Raw genomic sequence first — 26115 nt, 5'->3', positions numbered from 1 at the left:
CCAAACTTACTTACCGGCAACAATTACATACAAATCTTCAGGTCTCATATATTTTGCAGCCAATTCCTGTAACTCACCTGCTGTGATTTCTCTTATCACCGACATCATCTTTGAGTAGAAACCAAAGTCCATTCCATATTCAAGCAGGCTCCTGTAAATATCAGAGGTATTAAAGGGACCATCAAACTCCCTGAGCATCTCGCCTAGCATATAGTTACGTACCAAAGCAAGTTCTTCTTCATCCACAGGCTCATCTACAAGCCGCTGCATCTCACCCTTTATTGCATCAACTGCTGCCTGTCTCATACCACCCATAACTTCCGATGCTATTACCCAAATACCACCTTGCTTATAGGATACGATGCTGGAACCTATGCCATAGGTCAGTCCCTTTTCTTCACGTACCACGGTCATCAGCCGTGAACCGAAATAACCACCCAGTATTGTATTAAGAACCTGCAGCGGAATAAAGTCTGGATGATGATTATTGAAAAGGGGACGGCCAATTCTAAGGGCTGACTGAAGAGATCCTTCCTTCTCTACAAGGTGAAATTTCTCCTCTGATGAACTAATTTGTGGAAAACCGTTTTCTGACGGTAAGCCGCCGTTCCAGTCCTTGTCACCAAAGTGACGGGTCAACAGCTCCTGAATATCGGTACCTGGACGACCTGCTACAATTATCCTGCAACCGGCGGGAACATAATTAGTCTTGTAAAAGGATATAACCTCATCCCTTGTCATCGTGTCAAATATCTCAAGTTCGGGTACCCTTCCATAAGGGTGCTCCGGTCCGAAGATTACTTTATTGAAGGTTCTGGCAGCCAGATTGCGAACCTTCTCAGAATCAATAACAAACTCCTGACGGCGCTTATTTATGTATATTAAATATTCCTTCTCGTCAAAGGTTGCGTTGCGAACTACATCCTCTACCAGGGGAAGTAATACAGGCAGGTCCTTGGTCAGGCAAACCAGTGTTAGTACTGAGTTGTGATAGTAACTTTGCACATTCAGATGGGCTCCGTAAAAATCAATCAGGTCGGATATCTCTGCTGATGTTCTGTTCTTAGTCCCCTCCAACATCAGATTACCAACTGTCGAGGCAAGCAGGGGCTTGCCTGCCTGAACGGCACCGGCAGGGAAAATCCAGTCAATCTTTGAAATATCCTGACTTCCTCCTTCAAGTAATGAAACCTCTATCCCGTTGGGCAGTGAAAATCCGCCAACCGGCATAAACTCAGCCTTCCCCAGAACCTGAAAATCAGGTCCTGTCTTCCTATCAGCATCTGTTACCATCTATTCCCTTTCTTTCAAAATTACCGTTTATCTGAACCCTCTCAGGAGTTCTCACCATTCTCTGCCAGATAACGCAGTATCGAGCAGTTTTCTCTTCTGAATGTGCTTGCAGCAGCTTCTCTTATATGTTGCGCAGTTACCGCCCTGTAATGTTCAATCTCCCTGTTTATCTCAGCAGCATCACCCATCAACTCGTAAATAGCCAGGTTCATGGCCTTGTTGAGAGAACTTGTCTCAGCAAATACAAGATTACTTTCAACCTTGTTCTTTACCTTCTGCAGTTCACGCTCTCCAGGTCCAGCCCCGGCTATGTCTGACAGTTCCCGCCAGATAGCAGTCTCTGCCACTTCGACGCTCACACCGGGCATCACACGGCCGGATACGGTAAACAGGCCGGGATCCATATCGCCCGATATATAAGCATTTACATCGGAAAACAACTGCTCATCCTTAACCAGCTTCTGATACAGACGTGATGAAGGTCCGTTGGAAAGAACATCAGATAATAAGTCAGTTACAAAAAAATCAGGATCATTCCTTTTGCCAATATGGAAACAAAGTTGAAGTACATCGGCAGGAACCTTACGCTTTACTGTCAGCTCGCGCATCTCAGTTTGCACCGGTTCCACAGGCAGCTTCCGGTGCGGTACCTGCCGGCTTGGGATACCTGAAAACCATTTCTCGGCAAGGCGGAACACCTCATCGGGAACTACATTTCCTGCAACTGCAAGTACCGCATTATTTGGTGCATAGTGCCTGTAAAAGAAGTTTTTTACATCATCAAGGGTAGCATTCTCAATATGTGAAATATCTTTTCCAATTGTTGGCCATGAATAGGGATGCACCTTGTAAGCCAATGGCCTGATAAGTAGCGCGATATCCCCATAAGGCTGGTTCAGATATCTCTGCTTGAATTCTTCAATCACAACCTTACGCTGCACCTCCAGATTTCCTGGTGTGAAGTTGAGCTCCAGCATACGGTCAGACTCAAGCCAAAAAGCTGTCTCTATATTGTTGGCCGGTAAATTCACATAGTAGTTGGTGAAGTCATTGCTTGTCCAGGCATTGTTCTCACCTCCCACCATCTGAACCGGCTCATCGTATGACTGGATATTGCGGCTGCCACCAAACATAAGGTGCTCAAACAAGTGGGCAAAACCGGTCTTGTCAGGATCCTCATCCCTCGCCCCCACATCATACAACAGATTGACCGTGGCCATAGGAGTTGTGTTGTCAGGATGCACCAGAATACGTAATCCATTGGCCAGCTTGTGCCTGTAAAACTCTATCATAAAATATTCTTTAACCGGGTTACCGAACTGCGGTATTCCTTCAGCAGTTCATCGAAGATTGTGCCAATAGGCTTAATCTCATCTACAAGGGAAACAACCTGACCTATTTCAAGTTCACCTTCATCCAGATCCCCTTCAAACATACCCTTCTTAGCACGTCCCTTTCCAAGCAGGGCTCTCAGTTCATCTATAGACACACAGCCCAGTTCGGCTTCCCTTACCTGCTCGAAGAACTTATTGCGCAGCAGACGAACGGGGGTAAGTTGCTTCATGCTAAGCATTGTATCACCCTCTCCTGCCTTCAGGCAGTAGTTCTTGAATGCCTCATGTGCAGAAGATTCCTCAGACAGGGCAAACAGAGTACCTATTTGTACTCCGTCAGCACCAAGGGCCATAGCTGCTGCCATCTGGCTTCCACTTCCAATACCTCCTGCAGCAATCAAAGGCAATGAGGTGCACCTTCTTATCAGCGGAATCAATGCCATAGTAGTGGTTTCCTCCCTGCCATTGTGACCACCAGCCTCAAAGCCTTCGGCAACAATTGCATCAACCCCGGCTTCTTCACACTTTCTGGCAAACTTGGTATTTGCTATTACATGCACCACTGTAATACCATGTTGCTTAAGGTAAGCGGTCCACTTTGCTGGATTACCCGCTGAAGTAAAAACAATCTTCACTCCCTCCTTAACAATGATGTCCATCAGTAGGTCGATCTCAGGATAAAGCAAGGGAACATTGACGCCCCAGGGCTTGTCTGTTGCAGCCTTCATTTTTGTAATATGCTCACTGAGAACCTCAGGATGCATACTACCAGCTCCTAGCAGTCCCAATCCTCCGCAATTACTAACCGCCGAAGCAAGACGCCAGCCACTGCACCATACCATACCTCCCTGGATGATGGGATATTTTATATTGAATAATTCCGCTATCGAAGTATTTTCCAAACTCATAATCTTTAGATTTTTGAACTGCAAATATAGAGGAACAAAACGGCACGGCAAACAAAGGATTTCAAAACATGGGAAAAGCAAACAGAGGCTGCCCCATAGGGCAACCTCTGTCTGTTCTTCACTGAAATCCGGTCGGTATTACCAAAGCGGTTGTTGTATCAGTTATTTCTCATAAGTCTTACTCCGAAGATACCTCCGGCTATCGAACCAGGATGGGCAACGAATTTTACTTCGAACTTACCATCTTTGTTACTAGCCAGAATTTCTGCCGGAATTTCAAAGTCCATATCAACGAATGTGTCTCCCTTACTACCGTCAAGATTGACTGTAGCCAGCAGCTTCCCATTCATCAAAATATCGAAATTGCGGCCACCATCCTGACCAAAGCAGGTAATTCTCAATATGGCAGCCTCTTTGTCTGAGTCCTTCAGTTCGTAAGAGAACCAGCCTCTTGCATGTCTCCAGTGACGATCCTGGTGAACGCCGTTTTCTGAATCCATAGACTTGAAGTTATGCTCAGTTTCAGGCTGTTGCTGTCCAGGCTGTACAAAATCTATTGTAGCAGTTTCGAGAGCCTGCAGTGCCTTTTCCCTCTCTTCAATCTCAGCCTTCATGGTATCAAACTCTTCCTTGGTAGTCACATTCCAGTACACTGTATATCTTGCATCGTGAACCCTGTAGAAAGGCATCAGTTCGATACCCCCTTCCGGCTCTGGATAGAAGAGTCCGCTGGCCTTAAAGGTCAGAGGACTGCCTTCAACGGGAACCAGCTTGCCGTCCCAGTCTCCTTCACTGGCAAGCATTACGGGAACATCCTCGCGTGACACAAGCGGACCATGGGCCACGTGACCCATGCGGCTGCCATCGGCTACAAGACCGTCAAGTCTGTAATCACCGTCACTACTTGCAAGTACCACAGGACCATAGAGTATTGACATATATGGTGAGTTGTCTGGCAGGTATTCACCATAGGCGTACATATCCAGACTGATCTCTATCTTGTCACCATCCTTCCATTCGCGGGTTACTGCAAAGTATTCACCCGGAGCACTTGAGCCCCTGACCTTGCGACCATTAACCTTTACTGTCAGAGGAGCCTTGTCATTCCAGCGAGGATGACGCACAAACACGGTAAACTCAGAGGGTTGCTCCAGATTAATTGTAAGAGTACTCTTTGCATCTTCTGGGAACCATGTTTCCTGGCTTACCTTTACACCCTTTTCTGCCCAGATAAGTTCTGATGAGATAAAGAGGTTGACATACAAATTCTCCCTGTCGTGAGCATAGATTAACTCGCCATACTTGGCATGGTTTTCAATACCTGATCCTACACAACACCAGAATGTCTCACCAGGGTTAGAGTAAACCCTGTAGTGCTGAGGTCTCATCGGCGTAAAGTACACAAGACCACCATGTTCGGGGTGCTGTGAACTCAGGATATGGTTGTACATAGCCCTTTCGTAATAGTCAATGTACTCAAGGTTACCACTGCTCAGATAAAGTGCCCTTGACAACTTCAGCATGTTGTATGTGTTACATGTCTCAGGTCCCTGACGTGAATCAACCATTGAAGAGAAGTCATCTGCAGGGTGGAAGTGCTCATAGGTTGAGTTACCACCAATGCTAATGCTACGATTGTTGACTACTGTATGCCAGAAAAAATCGGCAGCCCTTTTCCAGTCCTCGTTGCCACTCATCTCACCAATAGTCATAAAACCGATAACCTTAGGTATCTGGGTATTGGCATGCAGACCAGAAAGTCGGTCTTCACCCTGAAGCAATGGATCAAGAATAAACTTGTGAGAAAGTCGCTGAGCCATAACCATGTACCTCTCATCACCTGTAATCTGGAATACGTCGGCAAAGTCCTTGTTAAGACCTCCATGCTCGGATCTCAGCATATCCTGCAGTTGCTCATCGCTCAGATTGCCAAACACACCGACAAAGTAGTCACTAAGACCAATAAGTATTTTTTTGGCCTTCTCATTACCAGTGTGGTTCCACACATCAATAAGACCTGCAAAGAGTTTGTCGATATTGTAGAGGGGAACCCACCTGTCATTCAGACCAAAATTATTGGCTCTAATATTGCCATTCCTGATTTCCTCCCACATTGTTTTTCCACCTGGAATACCTCCTACATAGCCATTACCATTGGCTTCCTGACATCTGGCCAATTCATCAAGCATGTAGTCAAGTCTCTCGTAGGCTTCACGATTACCTTCGGATGCAGCAATCAGAGCCAGTGAACTGAGATAATGGCCGCCGGTATGCCCATCAAGACCCATACTCTCCCAGTTTCCGTAATTTTCAGCCTTGGGTTGCAAACCAGCATCCTTGAGGAAGGGAGCTAGCAGCCTGTCGGGATTATGTGACAGCACATACGTGTCGTTAACCTCAGATGCATGTTTGAAAGGACCATCAGCCAGTCTGACCGAAGAAAGAGGAAAAGCCTGCAGCTTTTCCGAAGGTTTAACACCTTCAGCGGCACATCCTGCTACCATCGGTACCAGTACCAAAGACAGATAAAATATTGTTTTTTTCATAATTATTTTCTTTTCACCTATTTATTCTACAACCGCATCATTATCTGATGTAGTATAAAGACCTATCAAACTACCTGTAAAACCACCTGCAACATCAGTTGATAGAATATCTCCCGACACAGTACCACCAAGGTTCTCGAAGTTTACTCCGTCAACTGAGTAATTAAACCTGTAGTCGTCGCCCTTGGCATCAACTTGAAGGGTAACTGCATCTTTGTAACTGATTTCAGCTGAAGCTACTATGGTAGACTTTCCGGCAGCTGTACGTTCAAGCACGATAATAGTCTTGTCACCCTTTTTGGTAATACCAAATACATAGTTGAACTTCTCACTTTGGTAGCAGACCAATCCGGCAAGGTCTTTAGAACTTTCAGGTTTGTACTTAACAGTGGTTGTTGCAGTGAAAGTTCTGTGTTGTTGTCTGTGAAACAAGCTTGAGATGGGCGCTACAGCCTTGATATTAGCAGAGAAGGGTTTGATTTGAGCACCATCCTTTACAATAGTAAGGAAGTCTTCCCTTGGTCCACGCATACCAATCCATCTGTAGTCGAGCTTAACTGCTTTGAAGTTTTCTTCAAATGTGAAGTTACCATTCGGAAAGAAGCCTTCCTGACCGGTTTTGTTAACAACCCCTTCAGGTGTTTTTAACACCGGCTTCATAGGAATAAGACCATTCTCGAATACAGGGAACTTACCACTCCAGTCAACAGGCAGTATAAAGGTTTCACGACCTGTGTTTACCCTTCCCTTTTCATTTGGACGAATAGCAAGGAACACACCATACATCTTGCCATCAGGTCCTTCTACCAGGTCAGCATGACCAGCCCAGTCAACCTTATCGGCTCTGTCCGGATGCAGATACCTTTGAGAAAGAATAGGATTGGAAGGAGCAGGAACGTAAGGACCTTTGGGGCTGTCGCTAACAAAGATTACTTCACTGTGCCAATCACCTGTTCCACCTTCAGCGCACATCAGATAATATTTGCCATGTCTCTTATAAATATGAGGAGCTTCAATCCAGATGGGTTTTTCTTCAATGTTTACACCACCATTGACAATAACCTGATCAGTACCTTCAATTACCTGGTCGTTTTCAACATCATACTCCCAGATTTTGATAACACGGTGCCCCTGATACCTGGCTGTCCCCCATGCAGGAGCATCATTATGTACTACATAGGCCTTGCCATCATCATCAAAGAATAAACTTGGGTCAATACCATCAAACTTAAGTTGGTATGGATCACTCCAACCCTGAAATGGGTCCTTGGTCTTAACCACTATATTACCCATTCCTTCGGCAAACTGGGTAGTGATCATATAGAAAGTTTCATTGTGAGGATTATAGGCAAGCGCTGGAGCATAGATTCCCTCTGCAATTCCTGATCTGCCTACCTTAAGTTGGGATTTCCTGTCAAGCACATGACCTATTTGCTTCCAGTTGACAAGGTCTTTAGAGTGAAAGATGGGTACTCCCGGGAACATTGAAAAAGATGAAGCAACCAGGAAGTAGTCTTCACCCCTTTTTACAATAGCAGGGTCAGGATAACAACCTTGAAGAATGGGATTGTAGAATTCACCTTCATTCAATGGGTTATCATTGTAGACCTGGTCATTGCCCTGATAAACAAACTTTGTAAAAACAGGGGCCTTGGCCTGTTTGGGTTTAGCCGCATACATATTACCGGCAACAAATAAAGCGGAAAGCAGCAGGGTTCCAAACCTTAGACTGCGCTTCCCCATTTGTACATAAGCAGTTACGTGTTCTTTCATTTCTTCTACATTAGTATGGGTTATCAATAGATATTGAACATTTCGATAGTAAACGGAAGTCAAACTTAAAATTACCTAATAACCTATAGTATTATTATCACTTTCAGATAAACAATTTGAAATATTGAATAATGCTCAGGATTTGGGTATGTCAGAAGGCGCTTTGCCATAGTACTTTCTGAATACTGTACTGAAATAGCCTATGCTTGAAAAACCGCATAGCTCACTGACCTCAGTAACTGTAAGGTTTTGTGATTTCAGCAGTTCATAAGCATGGGTCAGTCGTATCACCCGTATAAAGTCAGTGGGAGATTGTCCGGTAAGACTCTTTATTTTCTTGTACAACAGAGATGAGCTTACATTCATCTCATAAGCAAAGGATTCCTTATTGAAGTCGCGATTAGACATATTGTCCTTGACAACTTTCAATGCTCTTTTGACAAACTTGTCGTTAAGCTCATTACTGAGAATAGGTTCGTCAAGTTCGTCCTTTACCAGCATCAGCAACTTATCCCTAAGTTTGATTCTGTTGTTGATAATTGAGATTATTTTCTGCTTGAGCAAGGTGCTGTCAAAAGGCTTGATCAGGTAGTCGTCCGCACCCAGTCCAAGACCTCGCATCTGATCAGCCCTGTCTGACAATGCAGTAAGCAGAATTACCGGAATATGAGAGGTCTCATAATCAGACTTTAGTGCCTTACAAAACTCAAAGCCACCCATGTTAGGCATTACTACATCAGAAACAACCAGATCGGGCTGTTTCTCCTCAACTATCTTCAGAGCCTCCATGCCATCACCAGCCGTCATAACAGTGAATTCATCCTCCAGAGCCTCCTTAAGGAAATCGAGCAGATCCCTATTATCTTCAACTATCATAACACTATATCTGCCGGCACTCTTTTCCTGATCCTCTTCCTGGGCTATAATACTTACTTTACGCTCTTCTCCTGCAGCAATCTCGGTTACTTCATTACTATAAGGAATGGAAATTGTAAAAGTACTACCCTTATTTAGTTCACTTTCGCAGCTAATCTTTCCACCATGAAGTACAACGTACTTCTTGGTAATTAGCAAACCTATTCCGGAACCAACGATTCTTGAGTTAACTGCATTATCAGCTCTGTAAAACTCCCTGAATAGCAGTTTCTGGGCATTTTTGCTGATACCCATACCATGGTCTGTGACACTGAGTTTCCAACCCGAAGACTCTCCATTGAAAATTACTTCAATCTGACCTCCTCGCAAAGAGTACTTGATAGCATTTGACAACAGGTTATCAATAATCTTACCCATCTTGCCCTCGTCAATGGAGCTAATGTATTCCTCTACATTGGTCTTGAAGCTAATCTCCAGCCCACCAGATAAAGCAAGGGTATCAAACATCGCAATCCTTTTCCTGAAGAATCCGGGAAGATCAAGCTTCTTAAGTACCAACCTTTCTTTGCCAACATCGATTTTCTGGAAATCCATAAGATCACTAATTACAGCACTTAATACGGCCACCTGATCCCGGGCAACGTCAAGGAAGCGTTTTCCCTTGTCGCTCAGGTTCTCTTTGCTAAGTTCCTCTATTGGCGCCTTTATAAGTGTTAGCGAGGATCTCATGTCGTGCGCAGTATTTGCAAAAAATCTGATCTTTTCTTCTGAGTGTAGTTGGGTAATCAGGTTAATATGATACTTGAGTGAAAAATAAAAGGCACTTAAGAGCACAAAACTTACAATTACAAGAAACCATGGGGACTCCCAGAAAGGTGGGTGCTTTACTATGGTGATAATTCTCTGGTCGATAAGGGTGGACAGGGAGTTATCGTACATCTTGATATGTAATTTATACGTACCTGAAGGAAGGTTGGTATAGTTCATCGTTCTGTTGCCCGATGGAGTACTCCAATCTTCATCTATGCCTTCAAGAAACCATGAAAACCTTGCTCCAAATACTTCTCCCAAGGGCAGCACCTCAAAATTGAGTGAGTTGTGAATATGATTCAGTTCAAGGTTTCTGATATTATCTACAGGAATTGTGATTCCTCCACTGATACCAGTGCGTATTGACTGTCCCAACACCAAAATATCCTGTACATAGATCTTGCCTTTCGAATTGGACTGTGAAACCCTGGAAGGATCAAATAAAACCGCGCCCTGATTGGTTCCCCATATAAGTTGCCCGTCAACTTTGATTGATACCGCACCCCTATTGTACGACATCCCGGAAAGATTTCTCCCCGAAGGGAAGGTTTCAACCTGAGCTGTTCCGGGATCAAAACGGCATACGCCATTCTCGGTACCCAACCAGAAAGATCCGTTGAGATAGATTATTGAGTTTAGGAAATTGGAAGGAAGTCCAGCCTCCGAAGTATACTGCATGACCTCCCTCGTATTAAGATTGAACCTTACCAGTCCGCCTCCAACAGTACACATCCATACGTCGTCTCCCAGCAGAAAGAGATCATGTACCAGATAGCCGGAAAGCAGGATCTCAGTATTGCCTGTTCTCGTATCCAGCAGACTCAGTCCGTGAGGAACACCAAGAATCATTTCCGACTCTGATCGTTCCCTGATTACATGTACCGAATACTCACCGAAATTACGGAATGTGCGGGTACTCCATTCATAGCACATTATATCCCCACGTACTCCAACTATCCAGATATTATCCCTGCTATCCCTGTAGATATCAAAAACAAAGTTATTGTTGAAATCATGAGTCCCCCTGTCTGTATGAAAATGGGCCAATTCCCTTCCTGTGCGACCGTCAAGCAGGTAAACTCCGGATGCATAAGTTCCCGCCCAGATATTACCGTCAGCATCTTCGCATAGTGAAAGAAAAACTTCAGCATGATCCTTATGATTCTGATACAGTGATGTCCATGTATCTGTAACAGGATTCCAACGGCTTATGCCGTTGGATGTGGCAAACCATAGATTTCCCTTTGCATCTTCAAGCACCTCATTAACCTCATTGTTTGTCAGAGAATTAGGACTATTGGGAATGTGATTGATCAACTGCACAGGCAAGAGTTCCCTGCTAAAGTAAGAAGCCCCGCCCCCAAAAGTACAGACCCAGATGCGGCCCGTTTCTTTATCCATATGAATATCGTAAACCCCGTTACCGCTCAGCGATGTTTTACGATCTATATCATACTTATATATATTGATAATTTCATATGTATCTGACTGTACCTCCCATAAGCCCTGGCCATCAATACCAATCATCATTGTAGTATCACTGACCTGCTCCATAACAAGGACTGGCTGCCAGGGAATCCCTTGGACCGAGTGGAGCTTCGAATCTTTGGAATCAAAAATCAAAAGTCCTGAAGATTCAGTTCCTATCCAGACCTTTGCCTTATCTGCATGATAATAGAGGCTCATTACCCGCGGAAACAGCGATCTGGTATTTATAAGTGTATCTGTTATAACAGCATCATTATTCAATACATACAATCCATCTCTGCGCGCTACTACCAGGGATTCACCACTGTACCTTTCCACCTGCATTATCTCGCTAAAACGCATGAGAATAGAACGATCAATGGGATTATACTTTATAAGCCCCCTACTAGTAGCCAAACACATGGTGCCATTGGCATCTACTACCATGTTGGATACCGTCAGAAATCTTATATCCAATTCATCACGCACGTCCAGAACAAGCTTAAATCTGTCGCTTACTTCATCATATATAAAAATCTGACCATTATTAGTGTATGCATATAACTCGTTGGGAGAAGCAACAAGTTTGAGAGTAAACACGTCAGGAGTAGTATAAGGCATCTCATACCTTCGATAGCTGTCATCGGTAGCGCGGAGAACCCCGGTCTTTGAAGAAACCCAAACAAAGCCATGTCTGTCAGTAATAACTGAAGTAGTCTCCCTGAGACTTATGTCAAACATATCGTTCAGGTTGTAAAACACAGGATCATCAGCGCGGACAGCAGCACAAATGAAAGCGATTACCGCTGTAAGAAAATATGTTGCGAATCCACGTTTTTGCATTTTATACAACCTCCTTCGAATCTATAAAGGTAACCAATCGTAAATATTTACAAAAAAAATAATAAAACTTATAAAATCCTACAACTACAGTCTTATCATACAATAAAACCATGGTAGTACCGTTGGTCAATAACGACGATAAATAGATGCAATTCCCCTATTGAGAGTTGCTAAAATTGTAGCTTAAATCAGATTTATTTGATAAGAAAAAATTAATGGCACTTAGACGTAGGGATATAAACGAATTGAATATATTAGGGCACTAAATAACCAATACTAATAACTAATTTAAAGAAATGAAGATGAAAAGATTATGTATAGTTTTATTTATTAGTTTGTTTTCTGTCAGTGCATTTTCTCAGACTTTTGACTTGTCAAGACTCAGAGCAGGTGCTGGTCCTTTCTTTACATCCTACTTCAACAGTGTTGGTCTCAATTTTAACGGAGTATACAATCTGGATGACGTATGGGAAGGTTCTTTAGGAATAACTCATGTTTTCCCGCAAGATTATATCAACTCTACAATTCTTGATTTTGACGGACATTACATTTTCTATAACGCAAACAGTGATCTTAACTTCTATGCCCTTGGTGGTATAGGTTTCACATTTTACAAATATACAGGACCAGGTGATCGACCCAGACATTTGAATGACCCCTGGCTTGGACTAAACGTAGGTGCCGGTATGAATCTCAAGCTTAACGACTTCTTGAATCTTGCTCCGGAACTACGATTAACAGTAGCAAATGAAGTGTATGCCCGTATTGGTGCAACAGTTCAGTATTGCTTCTAATATTACACAACAGATAACTTAAGTATGGAGGCCGGCTCAGACTGATATCTGAGTCGGCCTCTTTTGCATTGATGACATTTAGCACTTTTTATATAAATTCATTTTCCTACTTTTATACTGTCTTGTTGTAAGGAAGAACAGCAGGGATGAGAAAGAGATTAATACACTATCCGGAAACAAATGCCGGAAGACCGGGATTTATGCAACAGCCAGAATTATTTTTGATACGAATCAAAAGTGTTTTCACAGTGGCAATACTGTGTTCACTGATATCGTATGCATGTTCAGACTCTGTTAATACTGACTATATCTATGAGGGCCTTGAATTTGATATGCCCAAAGTGAAAGAGCCTGAGATACCTTCGTACAGTGTCAGTTTAGCTGATATGGGAGGGGTGGCTGATGCCAGAACACTAAATACTGACTTTTTCGCAAAAGCAATTGAGCATCTTGCACAAAAAGGGGGTGGCACCCTGATTGTTCCTTCAGGCATTTGGCTTACAGGACCGATAGTATTGCAAAGCAACATTAATCTGCATCTTGAAGCAGGTGCCATAATAAGGTTCAGTCCTGATTTTGACCTATACCCGGTTATTCCATGCAACTTCGAAGGTGCAAGTACATATCGCTGTCAGTCACCTATCAGTGCAATTGATGCAGAAAATATTTCTATTACGGGCAGTGGAATAATTGATGGTAACGGACACTCATGGAGACCCGTCAAGATTGGCAAGGTAGGAGAATGGCACTGGGCAGACCTGCTGGCCTCAGGAGGAGCCCTTGAGGATAACGGCACGTACTGGTTTCCTTCAGAGGAGGCTGCCAGGGGTTACCGTCTTTCAGAGGGTAAGAACCTTCCACCATTTAGTGATATCCAACAGTTTAGGGAAATTAGAGACTACCTGAGACCTGTGATGCTAAGTATAGTGAACTGCAAGAAAGTACTGCTCGAAGGTGTTACAATTCAGAACTCACCAGCTTGGGCCATTCACCCGTTGTGGTGCGAAGATCTGGTTATCAGGGAACTCCAGGTTCGCAGCCCACACCATGCACAAAATGGCGATGGGATTGATATTGAGTCATGTAGAAATGTACTTGTGTACAACAATTGTATTGATGTAGGCGATGATGCCATCTGTCTGAAATCCGGCCGTGACAGAGAAGGCAGGGATCGAGGCATTCCCTCTGAAAACATAGTAATTAAAAACAACACTGTATATCATGGTCATGGTGGCTTTGTAATAGGAAGCGAAATGTCTGGCGGGGTGCGCAATGTCCATGTATCAGATTGTCGATTCCTGGGGACTCTCGTAGGTATAAGGTTTAAGAGTACCCGCGGGAGGGGTGGCATTGTGGAGAACATATTTATATCAGATATCGACATGGTCAACATCGTAGATGACCTGATCAGATTTAATATGCTATATAATATCTATACCCCTCAGGCAGATAATCTGATTGCAGGTGGGAGCATAATAGAAGCTGAACCCCTCTCAGAAGATACTCCTGTTTTCAGAAATATCAGTATTAGGGGAATCACTGGCAATAGTGCAGGCTATGCTGCAATTATCAGGGGATTACCTGAGCAAAAGTTGGAAAACATCGTATTTAAAGACCTGAATCTGAGCGGACATAAAGGTATGATAATTATGTTCTCAGATAATGTGATAGTTGACAATGCTATTATCAGTTGTGATAAAGGTGCTGGTCTGGCATTGTACAATTGCAGCAATGTCAACATAAATAACATCTGTTTACAACCTGAGGCGAGGCAGCCTCAGGTAATAGTCTCAGGACCTGAAACCCAACAAATCGGTTTTGGTAAGAACGAATGGATAAAGCTAAGGGATGAACTTTTGTTGCAAAACGGAGTGGACAAGAGCTCAATTATTTGGAATTAAACGTGTTTTTTCAAATAAAAAGTTGCCGGGATTTGAAGCAATAAAAAAATAATATAACTTTGCCGCTCAATTTATTCACAGATAACAGTATAGTTATGTACTTAGACAAACAGAAAAAAGAAGAGATCTTCGCAAAGTACGGAAAGTCTAATACTGATACTGGTTCTCCAGAGAGCCAGATAGCATTATTTTCTTACCGTATTTCGCATTTGACCGAACACTTAAGGGCAAATAAGAAGGATCATAGCACAGAACACGCATTGGTATCACTTGTTGGTAAACGTCGTAGACTGCTCAACTATCTAAAAGATGTTGATATCAACAGGTATCGTGCAATTATTAAGGAATTAGGTCTGCGTAAGTAATATTACGTCTAAGGATCTTAGAAGAGGTTGTCCTGATAGGCAGCCTCTTTTTTTTTATACCTAGGTCATAGACTGCACTCTACAATTTACACGGACGATATAATTAGTCCCAACAAGTTGTTCTTCCCTAAAACAGGTGCTATTCGGGATATCCAAACAGAAATAATAAAAATCGTAAGCCCGGTACTTTTTAATTTTTCCCTGGCTCATTGCAATTAACGGAAATTCAGACGTTATTTGTCCGTTTATATTACATATCTTTGGCGCGTAAAAATGTGAGTAAATATGATTAAACCAATTGAAAAAGTAATCGATCTTGGCGATGGAAGGTCGATAGTAATTGAAACAGGTAAACTGGCCAAACAGGCCGATGGTGCAGTTGTTGTGCGCATGGGAAATACCTATTTGTTGGCAACCGTTGTTTCAGCACCGGACGCAAAACCCGGTACTGATTTTATGCCCTTAACTGTAGAATATAAGGAAAAGTATTCTGCTGCCGGACGTTTTCCGGGCGGCTTTCAAAAGAGAGAAGGTCGTGCATCCGACTATGAAATATTGGTATCAAGGCTTATAGACCGCGCTTTGCGTCCTCTGTTCCCCGATGATTACCATGCAGAAACTTATGTTACCGTGACTTTGATATCGGCTGACAAGGAAAGTACCCCTGATGCTCTTGCTGGACTTGCTGCATCAGCTGCTATTGCCGTTTCCGACATCCCATTCAACGGACCAATCTCAGAAGTTCGTGTTGCAAGAATTGGAGGTGAGTGGAAAATCAACCCAGTTGCTTCGCTGATTAAAGATGCAGATCTTGACCTGATTGTTGCTGCATCTTACGACAATATCGTTATGGTTGAGGGCGAGATGAAGGAAGTATCAGAAGCTGAACTTCTCGAGGCTCTCAAGTATGCACATGATTATATAAAGATTCAATGTAAAGCTCAGATCGAACTTGCTGAGATGGTTGGTAAGACCATAAAAAGGGAATACAACCACGAAGACAACGACGAAGAGCTACGCGAAAAGATCTGGAAGGCAACATACGACAAGGCCTACGCTGTTGCCAAAAAGGCAAATCCCAACAAACAACAACGCAGTGCTGATTTTGCTGCTGTGATTGATGAGTGGGTAGCAGCAACATATGAGGGTGTAGACGAAGATGAGATCCCTGCTGATCTTATAAAGAAATACTACCATGATGTGGAAAAGGAGGCTGTCAGAAGACTTATGCTTGACGAAGGCATCCGTCTTGACGGCCGTCGTATGAATGAAATCAGACCTATCTGGGCTGAAGTTGACTGTCTGCCAGGTCCTCACGGTTCTGCAATCTTTACCCGTGGTGAAACTCAGTCATTGACTACAGTTACCCTTGGTACAAAATTGGACGAGAAGATAGTTGACGATGTACTCAACCGCACAACGGACAAGTTCCTTCTTCACTATAACTTCCCACCGTTCTCAACTAACGAAGCCAAAGCATATCGTGGAGTAGGACGTAGGGAAATTGGTCACGGTAACCTGGCTCTCAGGGCTCTGAAGCCAATGTTACCTGATAATACACCATATGCAATCCGTGTGGTATCAGATATCCTCGAATCAAACGGATCATCTTCAATGGCTACTGTATGTGCCGGTACTCTGGCATTGATGGATGCTGGTGTTCAGATCAAGCGCCCTGTATCAGGTATAGCAATGGGTCTGATCACTGACACCAAGTCAGACAAGTATGTAGTTCTATCTGATATTCTTGGTGATGAGGACCACCTTGGTGATATGGACTTCAAGGTAACCGGTACTGAAAAAGGTATTACCGCAACCCAGATGGATATCAAGGTTGACGGTCTTTCTTACGAAGTACTTGAAAAGGCTCTTAACCAGGCCCGTGAAGGTCGTATGCACATCCTTGGCAAGATTACCGAGGTTATCGACAAACCGCGTGCCGACTACAAGCCTCATGCTCCCCGAATTGTAGAAATCAGGATTCCTAAAGAAATGATCGGTGCCGTAATTGGTCCCGGTGGTAAGATTATCCAGGAAATCCAGGCTACTACCGGAACTGTTATTGCTATTACTGAAGAAGGACAACAAGGTATCGTTAGTGTTGCAGCCGATAACAAGGACGCAATCGATATGGCATTGGCCCGTATCAATGGTATTGTTGCAATTCCTGAAGTTGGCAAGACATACACAGGTAAGGTTAAGTCAATAGTACCTTTCGGTGCTTTCGTTGAAATTCTGCCCGGTAAGGACGGACTGCTGCACATCTCCGAAATAGATTGGAAGCGTGTTGAGAAGACCGAAGACTACCTGAAGGAAGGACAAATAATTGATGTTAAGCTAATTGAAATCGACGATAAATCAGGTAAGCTTAAGCTATCAAGAAAGGCTCTTATCCCACGCGAATAGTTTGAAACACAAATAAGCAAATCCGAGGGTGTCCCATAATGCGGGGCACCCTTTTTTTGCACGTTTGCAAAGGCTTATATTTTCCGATAAATCTTGCAGGCGATACAATAATTCGTTTATATTAGTGTTTCACATAAAGCTTTTAAAAGTGACAGACCCGGAATACACAAAAAAAGAATGGATTGAAATCCTGAATGTACGACTTGATGGTACTCCAAAAGAAGCTGCCCTGTATTATGGTCTGGAGATCTTGCCACGTCTGATGTACTGCCTTCAAAACAGCAGACACTCCTGTGACTTGTGCTCACGCTATTTTGAGGACCTGAACCGTATGACCTTTCAGATACCGATATGGATGAAGGACAATGATCCACAGATGAAGCTATATCAGCAACTGATTGAAGACGTAGGCAAGCATCTGAGGGATACACACAGGGTCATACCAAGGGGCATGATACTATCCAGATATATTGTTGCAAGCCTTGGAGCTGGGGCCTTAATTGCACTAGCAGCGGCCTATTTTCTTAGTATTAGTGACATGACCGGTATGATAATGCTTGGAATTGTTGGTGGAATCATCATTGGCTGGGTCACCGGTAAAATCAGGGAGGCAGTCCTGAATAAACAAAACAGAATATTTTGAATACTGACCAAAATAACGCAGTTCAAAAATGAAAAACAGTCTAATTATCTCAATTATCGCTTTACCAATGCTTTTTGCATGTAATGAGCAGCCAAAGAGGCTGGCCTACCCTGAGACATCAACGGTCGACACCGTTGATGTGTATTTTGGAACAGAGGTTCCTGATCCCTATAGGTGGCTTGAAGATGCCAATTCCGAAGCTACCAAACAATGGGTTGAAGCCCAGAATGCAGTTACCAATGACTTTCTGGCGCAAATTCCTTTCCGCAATGCAATCAAGGAAAGACTTAGTGAAGTATGGAACTATGCAACCCAGAGTGTACCACAAAAGAAAGGTGACAAACTGTTCTATTACCGTCACGATGGTAAGCAGAACCATGCCGTACTTTATGTTAAAAGCATAAAAGACAGCATAGAGAAGGTGCTGATAGATCCCAACCTCTTTTCTGAAGACGGAACAGTGTCACTGGGCTCAGCATCAATCTCACCTGATGGAAAGTATGTTGCATATGAAAAAAGCAGCGGAGGATCAGACTGGCGTGAAGTATTCGTACGTTATGTTGAAACCGGCACCGACCTGGACGACCATCTGAAATGGGTTAAATTCTCAGCCCTTGCATGGGATGCTGAAGGTTTTTACTATAGTCGATATGACGAACCCAAAGCAGGAAGCGAATTGTCTGGTTCAAACCAGTATCAAAAGCTCTTTTACCACAAACTCAACACAACCCAGGCAGAAGATAAGCTTATTTATGAGGATAAGGATAACCCAAGCTACATGTTTTCAGGTGAGACTGATGATGAGTTCAACTACCTCTTCCTGTATGTAAGCAGCTCGACCAATGGAAACAGGCTCCTAATCAAAGACCTGAAAAAAAATAGCGACTGGAAACTTGCAGATCCGGATTTCGATACCGCAACAGGTTTTGTAGGCAAGTCTCGTGGTAAGATTCTTGTGCTAACCAATACCGACGCTCAGCGTTATCGCCTGATGGCCATTGACCCTGCCAATCCGGCGGTTGAAAACTGGAAGGAAGTGATACCCGAGTCAGATGGTGTGCTCTCCGGAGTTGCGCTAAGTAAGGACTATATCATTGCAAACTACATGGTTGACGTACAATCAAGAATAAAGCTCTTCAACCATAAAGGCGAATTTATAAGAGACCTTGAAATGCCCGGTATTGCAACCATATCAGGCATTACAGTACCCAAGGGCGAAAACAGATTTTACTTCAACTACACCTCTTATACCACCCCATCAAGGATTCTGATTTACGATATAGAGTCGGGTGAACTAACTGAAGATTTCGAGCCTAAGGTTGATTTCAATCCGGAGGACTATGAAGTAAAAATGGTATTTATTGATGCTGAAGATGGAGCAAAAGTACCAATCTCAATAGTTTACAAAAAGGATATAGTTCTGGACGGAACTAACCCAACTCTGCTCTATGGTTATGGCGGTTTTAACGTGGTATATCCACCACGTTTTGACGCACGACTGGTGCCTTGGCTAGAAAATGGCGGTATCTATGTCAACGCCCATATCAGGGGAGGTGGAGAATATGGCGATGAATGGTACAAAGCAGGAACCAAACTCAGCAAAAAGAGGGTCTTTGAAGACTTCATTATCGCAGCCCGCTACCTGATTGACAACCAGTATACCTCTTCCGAAAAGCTTGCAATCTATGGAGGATCCAATGGAGGACTGCTAGTAGGTGCAGTTGCAAATATGGAACCCGGTCTGTTTAAAGTAGCCTTGCCTGCTGTTGGAGTAATGGATATGCTTCGTTATCATCTCTTTACTATAGGATGGGCCTGGGCCGGAGACTATGGACGAAGTGACGACAGTGAGGAAATGTTCGGCTACCTTTACTCCTACTCTCCCCTGCACAATATTCCGAAGGGAGATATATTCCCGGCAACTCTTGTAACCACTGCAGATCATGACGACAGAGTGGTACCTGCACACTCGTTCAAGTATATTGCTCAGTTACAGAAAAACTATAGCGGCAACAACCCGGTGCTGATCAGAATAGATACAAGGGCAGGTCACGGAGCTGGCAAACCCTTGTCCATGCAGATAGAGGAAGTAGCAGACCGATGGGCCTTCACCCTGTATAATATGGGTGAAACATACGGCAAATAGATACTTGGACAGGTAATGCAAACCTGAAAAGGGTGCTTTTGATTGACAAAGTGTAAATTATAGAGTTTTTTTTTATTACTTGAAAAATATTTAATTAACTTGTTGTAAAATTGGACGAAGGTGCAGGCTGAAAAAAGTAATACGAAAGCATCAAAACAGTAAGTTTTACTGTAAAGAAAGAGTATATTTGTAGCTATTAAGCATTAAGCGGTCCTAAAATTTTTGAAAACATTATTATATTTGTGAGAGAGTTAAGAATTAGTTCAAAAACAAATAATTAAGCTAAATTATGAAAAGAGCAACAGTAAAGTTTTTTGCCTATCTGGCACTAGCAGCTGTGGTAAGCAGTTGTGCCAGTTTAGAGAAAATGAAAAAAGAAGCCGGAGATATTAAGTATACCGTAACCCCAGAAGTTCTTGAAGCTCACGGCGGTAAGGTAGCTGCTAACATCACTGTAAGAGTACCTGCAGGCTACTTCCACCCTAAGGCTACTTTAGAAGCTACTCCGGTACTGGTATATAATGGCGGCGAAACTGCTTATCCTTCTTACTATGTACAAGGAGAAAAAGCTACAGGCAACTATCAGGTAATCAGCAAAGCTAACGGTGGTACAGTTACTTACAACCAGGCTGTAGAATACAATGAAAACATGAGAGTTTCTGACCTTGTAGTTCGTATCACTGCTTCTAAGGGAACTAAGTCTGTTACTTTTGAAGACTACAAGATTGCTGAAGGTGTAATTTCAACTTCAACAAATGTTGAAACTAAAGGTATCAAAGCTTCTATCGGTGCAGATGAATTTGAAAGAATCACTCCTCTGTCAAAGACAGCTGAAATTCTTTATCTGATTCAACAAGCTAACATCCGCAACACAGAGCTTACCAAAGAAGAAGTTAAGGCTATTAACGACTTCATCAAAGAAGTAAAAGCTGCTGAAAACAAGCAATTCAAGGGTGTTAACATTTCATCTTATGCATCACCTGATGGTCCGGTTGATTTGAACACTCGCCTGGCTTCTCAACGTGAAAGTGCTGCTAAGACTTATCTTAACAAGCAATTCACTACTGCTAAGGTAGAGGATGCAAAGAATGCTGAATTCTTCAACCTCAAGAGCACTCCAGAAGACTGGGAAGGCTTCAAGGAGCTGATGGAAAAGAGCAACATTCAGGACAAGGAGCTTATCCTGAGAGTTCTTTCAATGCAAGCTGATCCAGAAGTTCGCGAACGTGAAATCAAGAACATGGCTAACACTTACAAAGTGATTGCTGACGAAATTCTTCCACAATTGCGTCGTTCAAAGATGAGCGTTAACGTTGAAGTTATCGGTAAGTCTGACGAAGAAATCTCTAATCTTGCTGCTAATGATCCTTCTCAACTGAATGTTGAAGAACTTCTTTATGCTGCTACTTTGACTGAAGATGTTGATGCACAACTTGACATCTACAAGAAAGCTGCTGCTCAATTTGCTAACGACTGGAGAACTCACAATAATGTAGGTATTGCTCTGTATGCTAAGGGTGATCTTGCTGCTGCCAAGACTGCTTTCGAAAAAGCTAACTCAGTTAAGGCTAACCAACCTGAAGTAATGAACAACCTTGGTGCTATCGCGCTTCGTGAAAATGACCTTGATAAAGCTGCTGAATACTTCGGTGCTGCTGCAGGTGCAGGAAGCGAACTAGACAACAACCTTGGAGTTCTTGCTATCAAGAGAGGTCAATATGACGATGCAGTTCGTTACTTCGGTAACAGCGTAAGCAACAATGCAGCTCTGGCTAAGATTCTTGCCGGCAACTATGACGCTGCTTTGTCTACCTTGAATGCTAACACTGAAGAAGTAGCTCTTAAGTACTACCTGAAGGCTATCGTAGGTGTTCGTACTAACGACACTGACCTTCTGTTCAACAACCTGCGTAAGGCTGTAGAACTTGACAATAGCTACAAGGCTAAGGCTGCAACTGACATGGAATTTGCAAAATATTTTGCTGACGCTACTTTCAGGGCAATTGCTCAATAATTACCTGACTGACTATGATACTAAGAGGCTGCCGGTTTCGGCAGCCTCTTTTTTTGTCATCTGGTCTATCACCTTCAAACGTAGGCAACAGGCATTTAGGCACAAGATTTAATCAACATCAACGTTTATTTGTTATAGATGACAATGATGTATTATATTTATCTATTCAACCAAGAATCTAAGCAATGAAGCAAAGAGTCCGTTCCTTAGTTGTATGTTTCCTGTTTTCAGTCCTGCTCGCACCTCAGTACCTTGGGGCTCAGAAATTGCAATGCTGGCCTGACCAATGGTGGGTAGGGATGAAATATAATAAGGTGTTACTGCTTATTGGAGGTAATGACCTGAGTAATTGTCAGGCTGTTGTCAAACAGAGCGGAGTAAAGGTCATTAATCAGTTTCCTGGTGATACCAAGGGCTATCTCTTTGTAGAGATTGAAATAGCAAAGGATGCATTACATGGGACCTTCCCTATTACTATTACACGTGGTAATTCAACTGTGGGTAATGTAAACTTTGAACTAAAGGCAAGGCAATACAATTATTATCCGGCCCGACTCACAGGTGCAGACGCAATATATCAGATTTTTATTGACCGCTTCGTAAATGGTAATCCCAAGAATGATAATGTTAGCGGCATGTACGAGCCTGCTGACAGATCCAACCCATCTGGTGTGCATGGAGGTGATATAGCCGGGGTAGCCAAAGCCCTGCCCTATCTCAAGGACCTGTCTGTTACCGCTGTAGAATTGAGTCCCCTGTATGAGTCAAACCAGTTTACCCTTTCATATGAAAGGACTTCCCCTACCTCTCACTACAAAGTGGATCCACGTATCGGAAGTATATCAGAAATCAAAAACACTATAAATCTATACAAGGAAAATGGTTTCAAGGTCATAATAACCGGAATACTGCATAAAACGGGGAATCAGCATCCTCTGACTATGAATCCGCCACAAAACGACTGGATCTTCAGAAGGAATGTTGTAGCCTTTGAAAAACCGGATCATTTTCTCTATGCCGATCCCTATGCTTCATGGGAGGATATAGAACAGCATGGTTCTATCTGGGAAGCATTTGACGTACCTTCACTTAACCAGAATAATAGTCTTTTGCGTCGTTATCTGGTTCAACATCTGTTGTGGTGGGTAGAAACCCTCCACCCTGATGGAATCAGAATCGAGCAAAGTCATCTTAATACGGGCGAGATGTTAAGTGAAGCAAGTCAGGCACTAAGAGAGGATTTCCCGGATCTTAACATTATCTCAGATCCTGTAACTGGCAACATAGTTCACAACAAGCATTGGATGACAGGTAATGCACCCGGCTTTACTCATGTGACAGATGGACCGTTGAGACAAGCCTTTATGGATAGTTTTGCAGAATATTCAAAGACTACTGATGCCTTGATGCCAGTATATGAGACCCTGGCTTCTGACATAATCTATGGAAATGCTCCCAACCAACTAATTTTCGCAGGGGATGATGGCAGATCTACCAGGCTCTTTACCCTTGCAGAGAAGGATCCTGCAATCTTCAGGATGTATATGGGCTTTCTGTTAAGTGTCAGGGGAATACCATCTTTCCTCTATGGCACAGAGCTCCTGACTGAAGGTTATATTCCCGAAGGTAAAGGATTTGTAAGAAGAGACTTTCCCGGAGGTTGGGATTTTGATGCTGTAAGCGCATTCAACAAAGAGAGCCTAAACAATCAGCAAAAGGAGGTATATCGTTTTGTATCGGCAATTCTGAAATGGAGACGAGAGAACCCCGATGTGATGCAGGGGGGCATGATACACTTCCAACCGGCTGATGACGTCTATGCTTATATCCGGACAGGCAAAAACAAAAAACTACTGGTACTAATAAATAATCACCCCACTTCTCCAAGAAGGATAGAAAGTTCCAGATTCTTCAGATCCCTGGATCAGTCTATAAGTGTCAAGAATATTGTAACAGGAGATACTGCATCAGGTATTGGAAATCTCATACTAAATCACAAGAGCATCCTGCTATTGGAAATTACCGGTCAGTGAAATGCTGCCAAAATGACTGGCATATCAGAGAACACCAATATCAATTAGTGCAATAATATGCTCAATCATTCTGTCCTCTACCCGGTCAGACGGAATATACTGATCCTTCAGATTGGCTCCGAATATTCTTGCAATTCCCTGCCAGAATAAGGCAGATACTCCACCTTTATACTCACGGATCAGATTATAGCTTGTATCGCCTGTTTCCCTGTCAATAAGCTTTATTAGCAGCTTTCCCTGAGAGAAGGTAAGTTTGCGCAAAGGAGCTTCAAACTCATCAAACAGTTCCTTCTCCGCCTTTTTAAGGTATTCTCTGCGTTTTTTGTCAGTAGGTAGTTTTGCAAGGTTGTCATTAATGACCTGTAGCTTTGCTGCAGCCATCCTTGCATAGGGCAAGGTAATCTTAATATTCCTCACCAGCCTGCTGTATTGTGCCTCTTCACGCTTGTTTTTAAAGCGCCATGGCTCCATTACAGTAACTTCGTTCAACAACATCTGGGGAATTGTATCCCCATCTACTACGATGGCCTTTACGGGTATCTTTTTCGAAGTTTTCATCAACGAATCGGCGCGTGCCGGACCCTTTGCCACCATCTCAGGCGCAAGCAGTACACATGACACAGTCCACAAAATCGTGATGATTCGTCGCATACAAATGATAATTTGCCGTAGTTAAAATAGCAATATTATCAAAAATCATTCCCTCCTGCCACTATTTTGCGAGACACTTTGTAACAAGTCCGGCAGCTTCTTCCAGGGTAATTGCAGAATATACCTTAAGGCCTGAATTATCAATCACTGCTTTACCCTCCTCTGCATTTGTACCTTGCAGTCGCACAATCACAGGAACCCTTATATTGCCAAGCTTCTTATATGCTTCTACAACACCGGTGGCAACCCTGTCACACCTTACAATACCACCAAAAATATTTATAAGTACCACCTTCACATTAGAGTCATCCAGAATAATCTTCAGACCTGCCTCAACTGTTGCAGCATTGGCGCCACCACCAACATCAAGGAAGTTGGCAGGCTCGCCGCCTGACAACTTGATTATATCCATTGTTGCCATTGCAAGACCTGCCCCATTGACCATACATCCGACATTTCCGTCAAGCTTTATAAAATTGAGATTGTGTTTTCCAGCCTCAATCTCAGCAGGGTCCTCCTCTGTCAGGTCACGCATTACCTGAATTTCAGGGTGACGGAACAGAGCATTGTCATCAATATTGATCTTGGCATCTACTGCAATTATCTTCTCATCGCTGGTTTTGAGCAGCGGATTTATCTCTATCAGGGTAGCATCACTCTTTGTGTAGGCAGTGATAAGCTTCTCGCAAAAAGTAACAAACTCCTTTGCAACATTTCCGCTAAGTCCCAAATTGTTGACCATACGCTTGGTCTGAAAGGACAACAACCCCAGCCCCGGGTCAATTTCTTCACGGAATATCCTGTTGGGAGCTGTTGCTGCAACCTGTTCTATATCCATTCCTCCCTCAGGAGAGTAAACTATCACATTGCGGCCTGTCTGTCTGTTTAATAGAATGCTTACGTAAAACTCAAGCTTATCAGTGGGTCCGGGGTAATAAACATCCTCAGCAACCAGTATCTTGTGCACGACCTTACCTTCGGGACCAGTCTGCGGAGTAATAAGGGTCATTCCAAGCAGTTTCCCAGCTACAGTCTTAACCTCATCAAAGGTCTTTGCAAGCTTAATACCACCACCTTTTCCACGGCCTCCTGCATGAACCTGGGCCTTGAGCACCCAAAGACCGGTGCCTCTCTCCTGATGTAGTAGTTTAGCCGCATCAACGGCTTCATCTTCTGTAGTAGCCACAATACCATCCTGCACTGCAATGCCATGTGCCTTTAGAATCTCCTTTGCCTGGTACTCATGAATGTTCATAGTCGGTCTTTTTTCCTTTTGTTTATTCTGCGGCCATCAGGCCCCATTTATTTATTA

16 protein-coding genes are annotated in these 26115 nt (G+C 43.3%); 8 read left to right on the top strand and 8 right to left on the bottom strand.

Annotation, left to right across the window (positions count from 1 at the left end; all coding sequences use genetic code 11):
* Positions 1-6: 6 nt before the first annotated feature.
* The 6 genes from M9189_RS03955 to M9189_RS03930 all read right to left on the bottom strand — a co-directional run bounded on the left by M9189_RS03955 (position 7) and on the right by M9189_RS03930 (position 11850).
* On the bottom strand, positions 7-1293 hold the full coding sequence (locus M9189_RS03955; protein WP_250724777.1) for a M16 family metallopeptidase: 1287 nt from the start codon (positions 1291-1293) through the stop codon (positions 7-9).
* A gap of 41 nt (positions 1294-1334) precedes the next feature.
* Positions 1335-2585, bottom strand: coding sequence for a M16 family metallopeptidase (locus M9189_RS03950; RefSeq protein WP_250724775.1), 1251 nt, complete (start codon positions 2583-2585; stop codon positions 1335-1337).
* A complete protein-coding gene (locus tag M9189_RS03945; protein WP_250724773.1) occupies positions 2582-3535 on the bottom strand; it encodes an NAD(P)H-dependent flavin oxidoreductase in 954 nt (317 codons plus the stop codon). The genes M9189_RS03950 and M9189_RS03945 overlap by 4 nt, the downstream gene beginning before the upstream one ends.
* 158 nt (positions 3536-3693) lie before the next feature.
* Positions 3694-6081 carry a glycoside hydrolase family 127 protein gene (locus M9189_RS03940; protein ID WP_250724765.1) on the bottom strand — a complete coding sequence of 796 codons (2388 nt, stop codon included), beginning with the start codon at positions 6079-6081 and terminating at the stop codon, positions 3694-3696.
* 21 nt (positions 6082-6102) lie between these two features.
* On the bottom strand, positions 6103-7854 hold the full coding sequence (locus tag M9189_RS03935; RefSeq protein WP_250724763.1) for a glycoside hydrolase family 43 protein: 1752 nt from the start codon (positions 7852-7854) through the stop codon (positions 6103-6105).
* Between the two features lie 135 nt (positions 7855-7989).
* Positions 7990-11850: a hybrid sensor histidine kinase/response regulator transcription factor gene (locus tag M9189_RS03930; protein ID WP_250724761.1), complete on the bottom strand. Its 3861-nt coding sequence runs from the start codon at positions 11848-11850 to the stop codon at positions 7990-7992.
* A 302-nt stretch (positions 11851-12152) separates the two neighbouring features.
* Between M9189_RS03930 and M9189_RS03925 the strand changes: the two genes are divergently transcribed.
* The 8 genes from M9189_RS03925 to M9189_RS03890 all read left to right on the top strand — a co-directional run bounded on the left by M9189_RS03925 (position 12153) and on the right by M9189_RS03890 (position 24152).
* Positions 12153-12644, top strand: a complete 492-nt coding sequence (locus M9189_RS03925) for a hypothetical protein (protein WP_250724760.1) — start codon at positions 12153-12155, stop codon at positions 12642-12644.
* Positions 12645-12790: 146 nt separating this feature from the next.
* Positions 12791-14545, top strand: a complete 1755-nt coding sequence (locus tag M9189_RS03920) for a glycoside hydrolase family 28 protein (protein WP_250724758.1) — start codon at positions 12791-12793, stop codon at positions 14543-14545.
* Positions 14546-14640: 95 nt separating this feature from the next.
* A complete protein-coding gene (gene rpsO, locus M9189_RS03915; RefSeq protein WP_250724756.1) occupies positions 14641-14910 on the top strand; it encodes a 30S ribosomal protein S15 in 270 nt (89 codons plus the stop codon).
* 285 nt (positions 14911-15195) lie between these two features.
* On the top strand, positions 15196-17316 hold the full coding sequence (gene pnp / locus M9189_RS03910; RefSeq protein ID WP_250724754.1) for a polyribonucleotide nucleotidyltransferase: 2121 nt from the start codon (positions 15196-15198) through the stop codon (positions 17314-17316).
* Between the two features lie 148 nt (positions 17317-17464).
* Entirely contained in the window at positions 17465-17959 is a 495-nt protein-coding gene (locus M9189_RS03905) for a hypothetical protein (RefSeq protein WP_250724752.1), read from the top strand.
* Positions 17960-17987: 28 nt separating this feature from the next.
* Complete coding sequence (locus tag M9189_RS03900) at positions 17988-20105, top strand: prolyl oligopeptidase family serine peptidase (protein WP_250724750.1); 2118 nt, start codon at positions 17988-17990, stop codon at positions 20103-20105.
* Between the two features lie 289 nt (positions 20106-20394).
* Entirely contained in the window at positions 20395-22119 is a 1725-nt protein-coding gene (locus M9189_RS03895) for a tetratricopeptide repeat protein (protein ID WP_250724749.1), read from the top strand.
* A 185-nt stretch (positions 22120-22304) separates the two neighbouring features.
* Entirely contained in the window at positions 22305-24152 is a 1848-nt protein-coding gene (locus M9189_RS03890) for an alpha-amylase family glycosyl hydrolase (RefSeq protein WP_250724747.1), read from the top strand.
* A gap of 24 nt (positions 24153-24176) precedes the next feature.
* Here the strand turns inward: M9189_RS03890 and M9189_RS03885 are convergent, their stop codons facing one another.
* Together M9189_RS03885 and sucC are read right to left on the bottom strand one after the other, a co-directional pair.
* Complete coding sequence (locus M9189_RS03885) at positions 24177-24803, bottom strand: DUF4294 domain-containing protein (RefSeq protein ID WP_250724745.1); 627 nt, start codon at positions 24801-24803, stop codon at positions 24177-24179.
* A gap of 61 nt (positions 24804-24864) precedes the next feature.
* Positions 24865-26058 carry an ADP-forming succinate--CoA ligase subunit beta gene (gene sucC, locus M9189_RS03880; RefSeq protein WP_250724743.1) on the bottom strand — a complete coding sequence of 398 codons (1194 nt, stop codon included), beginning with the start codon at positions 26056-26058 and terminating at the stop codon, positions 24865-24867.
* Between the last annotated feature and the right edge of the window lie 57 nt (positions 26059-26115).

It is taken from the genome of Xiashengella succiniciproducens, assembly GCF_023674465.1.
Lineage (GTDB): Bacteria > Bacteroidota > Bacteroidia > Bacteroidales > Marinilabiliaceae > Geofilum > Geofilum succiniciproducens.
Note: the sequence above shows the minus strand (reverse complement) of the source record. Positions and strands in the feature narration are given on the sequence as shown.